The organism is Gammaproteobacteria bacterium (genome assembly GCA_003696665.1).
Classification (GTDB): domain Bacteria; phylum Pseudomonadota; class Gammaproteobacteria; order Enterobacterales.
Window position 1 is genome coordinate 1 of the sequence record RFGJ01000484.1, and the last position, 10,224, is coordinate 10,224.

8 protein-coding genes are annotated in these 10,224 nt (G+C 53.6%); 6 read left to right on the forward strand and 2 right to left on the reverse strand.

Features of this window, described 5'->3' with window-relative positions; all coding sequences use genetic code 11:
- Nucleotides 1-745 (reverse strand): hypothetical protein (locus tag D6694_11745; GenBank protein ID RMH38848.1); only part of this gene is annotated, 745 nt, incomplete at its 3' end.
- On the reverse strand, nucleotides 733-2,769 hold the full coding sequence (locus D6694_11750) for a M3 family peptidase (protein RMH38849.1): 2,037 nt from the start codon (nucleotides 2,767-2,769) through the stop codon (nucleotides 733-735). The genes D6694_11745 and D6694_11750, both read right to left, overlap by 13 nt.
- A gap of 89 nt (nucleotides 2,770-2,858) precedes the next feature.
- On the opposite strand from D6694_11750, the gene D6694_11755 reads away from it, so the two are divergent.
- The 6 genes from D6694_11755 to D6694_11780 all read left to right on the forward strand — a co-directional run.
- The gene (locus D6694_11755) at nucleotides 2,859-4,241 is read left to right on the forward strand and encodes a glutathione-disulfide reductase (protein ID RMH38855.1); all 1,383 of its coding nucleotides are present in this window, start codon (nucleotides 2,859-2,861) and stop codon (nucleotides 4,239-4,241) included.
- A 1-nt stretch (nucleotide 4,242) separates the two neighbouring features.
- Nucleotides 4,243-4,776, forward strand: a complete 534-nt coding sequence (locus D6694_11760) for a gamma carbonic anhydrase family protein (protein ID RMH38850.1) — start codon at nucleotides 4,243-4,245, stop codon at nucleotides 4,774-4,776.
- Nucleotides 4,777-4,903: 127 nt separating this feature from the next.
- Nucleotides 4,904-6,916, forward strand: a complete 2,013-nt coding sequence (tkt, locus tag D6694_11765; protein ID RMH38851.1) for a transketolase — start codon at nucleotides 4,904-4,906, stop codon at nucleotides 6,914-6,916.
- 18 nt (nucleotides 6,917-6,934) lie between these two features.
- On the forward strand, nucleotides 6,935-7,936 hold the full coding sequence (gene gap / locus D6694_11770; protein RMH38852.1) for a type I glyceraldehyde-3-phosphate dehydrogenase: 1,002 nt from the start codon (nucleotides 6,935-6,937) through the stop codon (nucleotides 7,934-7,936).
- Nucleotides 7,937-8,000: 64 nt separating this feature from the next.
- Nucleotides 8,001-9,185 (forward strand): phosphoglycerate kinase, encoded by a 1,185-nt coding sequence (locus D6694_11775; GenBank protein ID RMH38853.1) that lies wholly within the window; start codon nucleotides 8,001-8,003, stop codon nucleotides 9,183-9,185.
- Between the two features lie 17 nt (nucleotides 9,186-9,202).
- Nucleotides 9,203-10,224, forward strand: a 1,022-nt coding sequence (locus D6694_11780; protein ID RMH38854.1) for a fructose-bisphosphate aldolase class II, incomplete at its 3' end; no start/stop codon positions are given.

Below are 10,224 nucleotides of genomic sequence, written 5' to 3' on the forward strand. Positions count from 1 at the left end.
ACTGGCCTGATAAATAGACATCGAAACGGTGATCACCATGCTGTATGGTGGTGTGGGGGCTTTGCCAGGATGGGGCCCACATTGGCCGTTTGACAACCACCTTGGGCGCAAGTTTAAGTGCAAGTTGAAAGGTGTTTTCTGCATCGTCGTCATGTCCCACCAAGCGCCGCAAGATTTGCATGTCTTTTTTGACCGCGGCGGTTTTGCGATGAGGTGGGGGTGGGTACATAGGATCCAGATAAACTACATCAACCGCTAAGTTCTGCGCTTTTGAGAGGTGGTTGCCTAACCATAACAGCTTGTCGGCGAAACGGGCTCGCCAGTCTGCATTTGCTTGGGCGCGCCTGAGGGCATCCTTGAGCAAAAATGCCACCACAGGTTGCCGTTCGCATAAATATACTCGACACCCCCAACTGGCGATTTGGTAGGCATCACGCGCCAGACCGGCGGTTGCGTCAAGGACAACCGGCCGCTGTCCATGACGCACACCTAGTGCCTTGGCCAGCGGGTGCTTGCCCGCACCCGGGTGGCGAACTTTCCACGCGACCGCGCCGTGCAGAAAGTCAATGTACAGCGGTTTGGGCGCCTTGTCCCAGGTCGCACGAAGTTGCCACCTGCCTGTGTCTGCTGCATGCCATTCAAGCACCAGCGGGGTGTCGATGCCAATGGCGATGCCAAGCTGTTCGGCAAGCTCGGCCAATGCCTCGGGGCCACCCGGATGTTGGTGGATACTTACCCGTTGCATTGAATGATGCCAGTATGCCTAAGCAGTGCGTCAATTTGTGGATCACGCCCACGGAACTGACGGAATAGCGATAGTGGGTCTTCACTTCCCCCTTTAGCAAGTATGGTTTTACGAAACGCCCTTCCTGTTTGGGGGTGAAATAACCCGTTTTCTTCAAACTTTGAGAACGCATCTGCTGACAGCACCTCAGCCCACAGATAGCTGTAGTAGCCGGCCGCATAACCACCAGCAAAGATATGGGAGAAACTGTTTTGGAAACGATTGTACTTGGGAGGCTTGATGACCGCGACTTTGTCACGGACTTCATCTAGTACCGCCTGCGGATCTTTCGGTCGAGACGGGTCGTAGTCGGCGTGCAGGTGAAAATCGAACAAGCCAAACTCTAGCTGCCGAATCATGGCAAGCGCAGCATGGAAGTTTTTGGCGGCGATGATTTTCTCAATGATGGTGTCCGGCAGTGGTTGTCCCGACTCAATATGGCGGCTGACCAGCCGCAAGCCTTCGGCCTGATAACAGAAATTTTCGTGGAATTGGCTCGGCAGCTCCACCGCATCCCAGGGCACGCCCCTTATGCCAGAGACTTCTGGCATGTCCATTTCTGTCAACATATGGTGTAAGCCGTGGCCAAATTCATGAAATAGACACACGACATCATCATGTGTCAACAGGGCTGGTTGACCATTGATCGGGGGATTGAAGTTACAAGTCAGGTAGGCGACAGGAATCTGGGTTGTCCCGTCCGACCATCGTACACGGTTGCGACATTCATCCATCCAAGCCCCATCACGTTTGTGGGGGCGGGCGTAAAGGTCGAGATAAAAACCAGCAATCACTTCACCGTCATCTAAGATTTCATAGACCTCGACGTCTGGATGCCAGACGGCCACATTGTTTTTGCGCCGGAAATTGATGCCATAGAGACGATGACAGATTTCAAATAGCCCATCGAGTACGGCGGGCAATGGGAACCAAGGGCGCAAAGCCTCCTGATCAATGTCATAACGGAGTTGTTTGAGTTTGTTGGAAAAATAGCTGACATCCCACGCCTGCAGATCAGTCACCCCATGTTCTGCGGCAAACGCCTTCAACTCTTCAAGTTCTGATTGCGCCTTTGGTCGTACCTTTGCGACCAGTTCGTAAAGAAAATCAAATACCTGCTGCGTGGATTCTGCCATCTTGCTGGCCAGCGACAGTTCCGCGTAATTGGGAAACCCGAGCAAATTGGCTTTTTCGTGTCTCAGCTTGAGAATTTGCATCAATAATGGTGTGTTGTCGAACTGACCCGCATTCGGTCCCTGATCGGAGGCACGCGTTGTATAGGCGTGATAAAGGGTTTGCCGCAAGTCACGGTTGTCGGCGTAGGTCATCACCGACACATAGATGGGTTGATCCAATGTCACCACATAGCCGTCCAAACCTCGTGATTTGGCCTGTTGGGCGAGTTGGGCCAAGGTGTTTTCCGGCAGTCCGGCCAATAATCGTTTGTCGGTGATGTGGTGATGCCATGCCATCGTCGCATCCAAGACGTTTTGCCCAAATTTTGAACCGAGTTCAGAGAGTTCGCGGGCCAGGGTCTTGAAGCGATTTTTCTGCGCCTCTGGGAGCGAGACCCCCGCCAGACGAAAATCTCGTAGGGCATCTTCGACAATTTTTCGTTGTATTTGATCAAGCGGCTGCTGGTGCAGTGCTTGATAAATGGCGTATAAATGTTTGTTTTGGCCTATTTCTGTGGCGTAATCGGACAGCTTTGGCAGGGCAGCGTTATAGGCGCCTCGCCATGCCTCGCTATCGGCCACGGAGTGCAAATGACTGACCGGGCTCCATGCGTTGTGAAGTCGCTCATCTTCCCGTTTGAATCCTTCCAGATCTAACCATTGAATTTTTTCTGGGGCTTGCGCCATCAGTCGCTGAATCTCCTGACGGCCTCGTGCCAAGCAATGGTCAATGGCTTCGGCCACATGTGATGGGCGAATGGCATCAAAAGGCGGCCATTGTGCGTCCTTTAGGAGTGGATTCGATGTCATTTGTCTCTTCGGGGCTGGTGTTTGAAGTGCGAAAAGTTTAGCATGAGCCAACTGAAAAATGACCAGCGAGACTTCATTGGATGGCAGAGATGACCCGATTTGATTTGCTTGTGGTTGGCGGAGGCTCTGGTGGCATCGCGACGGCGGCGCGTGCGGCCATGCATGGCGCCAAGGTGGCACTGGCCGAACCACGAGAACTCGGGGGGACTTGTGTCAATCGCGGCTGTGTGCCCAAGAAAGCGATGTGGTATGGCGCAGAAATCGCACAGATGATTCGCTGGGCGCCAGACTACGGATTTACTGTCGAACAAAATGGTTTCGATTGGCGTCAATTGAAGGCCGCACGTAATCGGTACATTCAAAACATTCATGGCTTCTACCAGCGTTATTTGGAGGGGCTCAATATCACGCATTTGCGTGGTTATGCCTCATTTATCGGCCCTAAACAAATGCGCGTCGGGGACATAGAAGTTGAAGCTGAGCACATTGTACTGGCACCGGGTGGTCGTCCTGCTCGACCAAAGATTCCTGGCAGTGAACTGGGCATTACCTCGGACGAGTTTTTTGAGCTTGATGAACAACCCGGGAAAGTGCTTGTCGTTGGCTCGGGGTATATTGCGGTCGAATTGGCAGGGGTTTTGAATAGCCTTGGGAGCGAGGTCAGTCTCGCGGTTCGTAAAGAACAAATATTGAGAAGTTTCGATCCGTTGCTTGGCGAAACGCTCATGGCGCAGATGCAACAAGACGGCATTCAAGTGTACACGTTGCACGTGCCGCAATGGGTGAAGCAGGAAAATGGCAAGTTGACCGTGTGTTTTCAAACTGGGCCAGAAAGTTGCGAGCAGTATCAGGGATTCGATACGGTCATTTGGGCCATCGGCCGTGAGCCAGCAACCGGTGACTTGAACTTAGCGGTAACAGGGGTCAAAGTCGATGGACGTGGATACATTCCAGTGGACGACTATCAAAACACCAATGTTCCGGGTATCTACGCCGTGGGTGATGTGACGGGACGTGCTCAGCTGACGCCAGTGGCCATTGCGGCGGGGCGTCGTTTGGCGCGCCGCCTCTTTAATGGCGAGGCGGGGCTGCATTTAGATTATTCGTTGATCCCAACCGTTGTGTTTTCTCACCCGCCGATTGGGACGGTGGGAATGAGTGAACCGGAAGCGGTCGCTCGTTTTGGAGAAAATTCGGTCAAGACCTATACTTCATCATTTACACCGATGCTAAGTGCATTGACGCGACATCCACAGCCAGCGCGTATGAAATTGGTGTGCCGGATTGACCCTGATGCACCGGAAGACACAAGCCGACAGAAAGTGGTTGGTTTGCATGTCATTGGTACCGGTGCCGATGAAATGTTGCAGGGGTTCGCCGTGGCCATTGGAATGGGGGCGACCAAGGCGGACTTTGACAATACGATTGCCATTCATCCGACTGCGGCTGAAGAATTTGTGACGATGAAGTGATATGACTACGAGACCATTCGAGCATTTTGTCCCTGAGATTGGAGAAGGCGTTTACATAGACCCAACGGCACTGGTCATTGGCCAAGTGCGCATCGGACGCGATAGTTCTATTTGGCCCATGGCGATCGTGCGTGGCGATGTGCATGCCATCACCATTGGTGAACGCACCAGTGTTCAGGATGGTTGTGTGTTGCATGTCACTCACGCAGGCCCCTACCATCCAGAGGGACATGACCTGGTGATTGGCAACGATGTCACCATTGGCCATAAGGCGATGTTGCACGGTTGCCAGATTGGCAACGAATGTCTCATTGGCATGGGCAGCGTGGTGATGGATGGCGCGGTGGTCGAGGACCACGTGGTGCTAGGCGCTGGCAGTATTGTGCCGCCGGGACGGACACTGACGTCTGGCCATTTGTGGGTTGGTTCGCCGGCGCGCAAAATTCGGCCTTTGACAGATGAGGAAATGGCCTTTTTCAAATATTCCGCGCGTAACTATGTACACCTAAAGAACCGTTATCTCGCTTCTCAGTAGTCATTGTCTTAGGTTGTGGGCTGCCCCGGAAATTCTGGACAAATTTTAGCCAAATCATTTGCGAATTGAGGCCCGAATTGCGACAATATGCGCCCTCAAAAATCCGGGTCTGCGGAGCAACCATTTTATGCTGTCACGCTTTCAACTCGCTAACGCCATTCGTGCCCTCAGCATGGATGCGGTGGAAAACGCCAAGTCTGGGCATCCAGGGGCTCCAATGGGGATGGCAGATATTGCCGAAGTGCTCTGGCGCGATTTTCTTCGTCATAATCCGAATAACCCTAATTGGGTCAATCGTGATCGGTTCGTGCTCAGCAATGGGCATGGTTCGATGCTTCTGTATGCACTGCTGCATTTGACCGGCTATGCGTTGACCATTGATGATTTGAAAAACTTTAGGCAGTTGCACTCTAAAACACCAGGGCATCCGGAATATGGGTACACGCCTGGCGTAGAAACGACCACAGGGCCGCTCGGTCAAGGATTGGCGAATGCAGTGGGATTTGCCATTGCCGAGAAAGTGCTGGCAGCTCAGTTCAACAAGCCTGGCCATCACATCATTGATCACTACACCTATGTGTTTGCCGGTGACGGTTGTTTGATGGAAGGGATCTCGCATGAGGCCTGTTCATTGGCTGGTACGCTCGGGCTTGGGAAACTGATTGTATTTTACGACGACAACGGTATCTCCATTGATGGTGACGTCGAAGGATGGTTTACCGAGGATGTGCGGCGTCGTTTCACCAGTTATGGCTGGCAGGTCATTGGGCCGATTGACGGGCATGATCCCGAGGCCATCCATGCGGCCATAGTGCAGGCGCGTGAAGAAACAGACCGGCCAACCTTGATTCAGTGCAAAACAGTGATCGGATTTGGCGCGCCAAACAAAGAAGGGACGGAGCGTTGCCATGGTGCGCCATTGGGGGCTGAAGAAATTGCCGCGGCGCGCAATCGCCTCGACTGGCCCTATCCGCCTTTTGAAATTCCCGAGGAAATCTACGCCGCTTGGGATGCCCGAGAGAAAGGCCGGCAATTGGAAGAGGATTGGCAGGCGCAGTATCTGGCTTATCACGAAGCCTATCCGGAAGCGGCGGAAGCGCTCAACCGACGGTTGGCTGGTGAGCTGCCAAAAGAATTTGTCAATAAACTCAATCAATGGATTCGTTCGCTTTCGGAATCCACAGAGGCAATGGCGACGCGCAAAGCATCGCAAAAGGTGCTGTCGTATCTTGTGCCTGAGTTGCCTAGTTTAATAGGCGGATCAGCGGATTTGACTGGTTCCAACCTCACTATGACGCCCGACAGTCGGCCCATCACTAAGGAAGATGCGACAGGCAACTACATTTTCTATGGGGTGCGAGAATTTGCCATGTCCGCCATCATGAATGGTTTGGCGTTGCATGGCGGATTCATTCCTTATGGCGGCACCTTCCTCATGTTTATGGAATATGCGCGCAATGCGGTACGCATGGCCGCGCTTATGAAGCAGCGAACCATCTTTGTGTATACCCACGACTCCATCGGTTTGGGCGAAGACGGACCGACGCATCAGCCGGTGGAGCAATTGACCAGTTTGCGCACCACGCCAAACCTAGAAACATGGCGTCCGGCTGATTTGGTGGAAACCGCCGTGGCTTGGGCAGAAGCGATCAAACGTCGCCAGGGACCCACCGCGCTGGTGCTGTCTCGACAAAGCCTGCCAGCACTTGAGCGTTCGCCTGAACAAGTGGCACAAGTTGAACGGGGTGGTTACATCTTGCGCGATAGTGCCGACACGCCGCAGCTCATCATCCTAGCCACAGGATCGGAAGTGCAATTGGCCTTGTCGGCAGCTGACACCTTGGCGCAAGAAGGGGTCAGCGTACGCGTGGTGGCGATGCCGTGTTGTGAGCGTTTTGATGCACAGCCGCAAGATTATCGTGAGCAGGTGTTACCGCCAAAGGTTCGAGCACGTGTGGCCATTGAGGCGGCGCATCCTGATTATTGGCGTCGTTATGTTGGACTGGATGGCGCCGTGGTTGGCGTCGCTCGCTTTGGCGAGTCGGCGCCAGCGGCTGACTTGTTCGAAGCTTTTGGCCTGACCGCGAGTCATTTGGTGTCGGTGTGTCGGGACGTACTTACGGAATCAAACCCGTCATAACTATCTGGAGAGTATGAGATGACAGTAAAAGTTGCAATTAATGGCTATGGTCGGATTGGCCGAATGGTATTGCGTGCCATCTATGAGCTGGGGCGACAGGATGAAATCAAGGTCGTGGCGATCAACTCATCTCACCCCATTGCCACCAATGTTCACTTGACCAAATATGACACCACGCACGGTCGTTTCAATGCCGAAGTGACCGGAGATGATACGCACATGTATGTGAATGGTGACGCCATTGCCATGCTCGCCGATCGAAATCCGGAGAACTTGCGTTGGGCCGATCACGACGTTGATATCGTTTTGGAGTGCACTGGTAAGTTCAAGGACAGAGAAGGGGCTAGCAAGCACTTTGTTGGTGGGGCTAAGAAAGTACTGATTTCGGCACCGGGCGGCAGTGATATTGATGCCACCGTTGTCTATGGTGTCAACCATGACATCCTGCGGCCGGAGCACCGGATTGTTTCTAACGCTTCGTGCACCACCAACTGCTTGGCTCCCGTGGCGAAAGTGCTGCATCAGCATATTGGCATTGAACAAGGCTTGATGACCACCATTCATGCCTATACCAACGACCAGCGGATCATTGATAATCAGCACAAAGATCTGCGTCGTGCGCGCGCCGCGGCACAATCAATCATTCCGACCAAAACCGGGGCGGCCAAGGCGGTTGGCTTAGTGTTGCCAGAATTGGCAGGACGTCTCGATGGCTTTGCCATGCGGGTGCCGACAATCAATGTTTCGGTGGTGGATCTGACGTTCACAGCCGCACGCGAGACGTCGGTTGAGGAAATCAATGCCATCATGAAAGAAGCGGCCGATGACCATGTGTTGGCCTACAACGATGAGCCACTGGTCTCGACTGACTTCAATCATCACAGCGCGTCGTCCGTGTTTGATGCCACCCAAACCCGTGTCATCGGCAAGCAGGTAAAAGTATTGGCTTGGTATGACAATGAATGGGGATTCAGCTGCCGTATGCTTGATACGGCGTTGGCGATGGCCAAAGCGGGATGATGGCAACGCGGCTACGGCCGCGTTTTCCTTAAGTGTTGTCTAAAAAAGCGCGAGGACTTGCATTGTGAACATGATCAAAATGTCTGATCTGGATTTGCGCAATAAGCGCGTCTTGATTCGTGAAGATCTCAATGTCCCCATTCATAACGGCCAGATCACATCAGACAAGAGAATTCGGGCGGCCCTGCCAACCATTCGCATGGCGCTCGAGCAGGGGGCGAAAGTTTTGGTGATGTCCCATTTGGGACGTCCGGTCGAGGGCGAGTGGTCGGCTGACTATTCACTGGGCCCCGTCGCTGAGCATCTGCAGTCGTTGCTTGGCGTACCGGTCACCTTGGTAAAAGACTATCTCAATGGCATCCAAGACCAGCCAGAAGGTGTTTTACTGCTTGAAAATGTGCGAATGAATGTGGGCGAGAAGAAAAACGATCCAGAGCTTGCCAAGCAATACGCCGCGTTGTGCGACGTGTTTGTCATGGATGCTTTTGGAACCGCACATCGTGCCCAAGCCTCAACCTATGGTGTGGCGCAATTTGCGCCGGTGGCTTGTGCCGGCCCCCTGTTGGTGGCCGAGCTAGAGGCCCTTGGCAAGGCATTGGAATCGCCAAAACGGCCTTTGGTGGCCATTGTCGGTGGATCCAAGGTGTCAACCAAACTGACGGTGCTGGAACAATTGCTCAATAAGGTCGATCAGTTAATTATTGGCGGTGGTATTGCCAATACCTTCATTGCTGCGACCGGACTGGACGTTGGAAAGTCACTGGTTGAGCCAGATTTGATTCCGACCGCCCAAGCATTGATGGCCAAAGCCAAAGAAAAAGGGGCAGAGATCCCGCTGCCTGTCGATGTGGTGGTCGGTAAACAACTGGATGCGAACGAACCGGCGGTCATTAAGCCCGTTGCTGAACTGGCAGCAGATGATATGATTCTGGACATTGGCCCGGAAACCGCCCGTCGGTTGGCTGAGGTACTGATGCAGGCCGGCACCATCATTTGGAATGGTCCGGTGGGGGTGTTCGAGTTGCCTCAATTTGCTGATGGGACGCGTGCGCTTGCCAAGGCGATTGCTGAGTCCCATGCATTCAGCGTGGCGGGAGGCGGCGATACCCTGGCCGCGATTGATCAGTTTGAGGTGGCGGAGCACATCAGCTACATCTCTACCGGCGGCGGCGCGTTCTTGGAATTTGTTGAAGGTAAGACGTTGCCAGCCGTTGAGATTCTGCAACAGCGTGCCAACGAAACCAATTAACGTAAGGAGAGAACAAGATGGCATTGATTACATTGCGGCAATTACTGGATCACGCCGCCGAGCATGGCTACGGCATTCCGGCATTTAATGTGAACAACCTGGAGCAAATGCGGGCAGTGATGATGGCAGCCGATGCCACAGACAGCCCGGTGATCATTCAGGCATCTGCAGGGGCACGCAAATATGCCGGCCCTAACTTCTTGCGCCACTTGATTTTGGCAGCGATGGAAGAATGGCCGCACATTCCTATCTGTATGCATCAAGACCACGGGGCTTCGCCCGCCGTTTGTGCCCGTTCCATTCAGCTTGGTTTTAGCTCAGTGATGATGGACGGCTCTTTGCTGGAAGACATGAAAACGCCGTCTGATTTTGAATACAACGTCAGAGTCACTCGCCAAGTCGTCGAAATGGCGCATGCCTGTGGCGTGTCAGTTGAAGGTGAGCTCGGTTGCCTTGGCTCGCTGGAAACCGGCATGGCTGGCGAGGAAGACGGGTCTGGCGCAGAAGGCAAATTGGATCATAGTCAACTGTTGACGGATCCGGACGAAGCCGCGGAATTCGTGAAGTTGACGCAGGTGGATGCACTGGCGATCGCTATTGGCACAAGCCACGGCGCCTACAAATTCACGCGTCCACCGACAGGTGACATTCTGGCGATCGATCGCATCAAGGAAATCCACGCGCGCATTCCGGATACGCACTTGGTGATGCATGGTTCGTCTTCGGTGCCGCAAGATTGGCTGGCCATTATCAATGAATATGGCGGTGACATGGGGCAAACCTACGGGGTTCCGGTCGAGGAGATCCAGGAAGGCATCAAACACGGTGTCAGAAAAGTCAATATCGACACGGATCTTCGAATGGCATCGACCGGGGCGATCCGTAAATTCTTGCATGAAAATAAGTCCGAATTTGACCCGCGCAAGTATCTAAAGGTCGCCATGCAAGCGATGAGTGACATCTGTCGGGCTCGCTACGAAGCCTTCGGTGCGGCAGGACAGGCCAGCAAAATCAAGCCGATTGGCATGGAGGCAATGGC

Bases quoted from the DNA above. Each gene is read 5' to 3' on its own strand.
- D6694_11760 (RMH38850.1), top strand. From the start codon at position 4,243: ATGACTACGAGACCATTCGAGCATTTTGTCCCTGAGATTGGAGAAGGC.
- gap (RMH38852.1), top strand. From the start codon at position 6,935: ATGACAGTAAAAGTTGCAATTAATGGCTATGGTCGGATTGGCCGAATG.
- D6694_11750 (RMH38849.1), bottom strand. From the start codon at position 2,769: ATGACATCGAATCCACTCCTAAAGGACGCACAATGGCCGCCTTTTGAT.
- D6694_11755 (RMH38855.1), top strand. From the start codon at position 2,859: ATGACCCGATTTGATTTGCTTGTGGTTGGCGGAGGCTCTGGTGGCATC.
- tkt (RMH38851.1), top strand. From the start codon at position 4,904: ATGCTGTCACGCTTTCAACTCGCTAACGCCATTCGTGCCCTCAGCATG.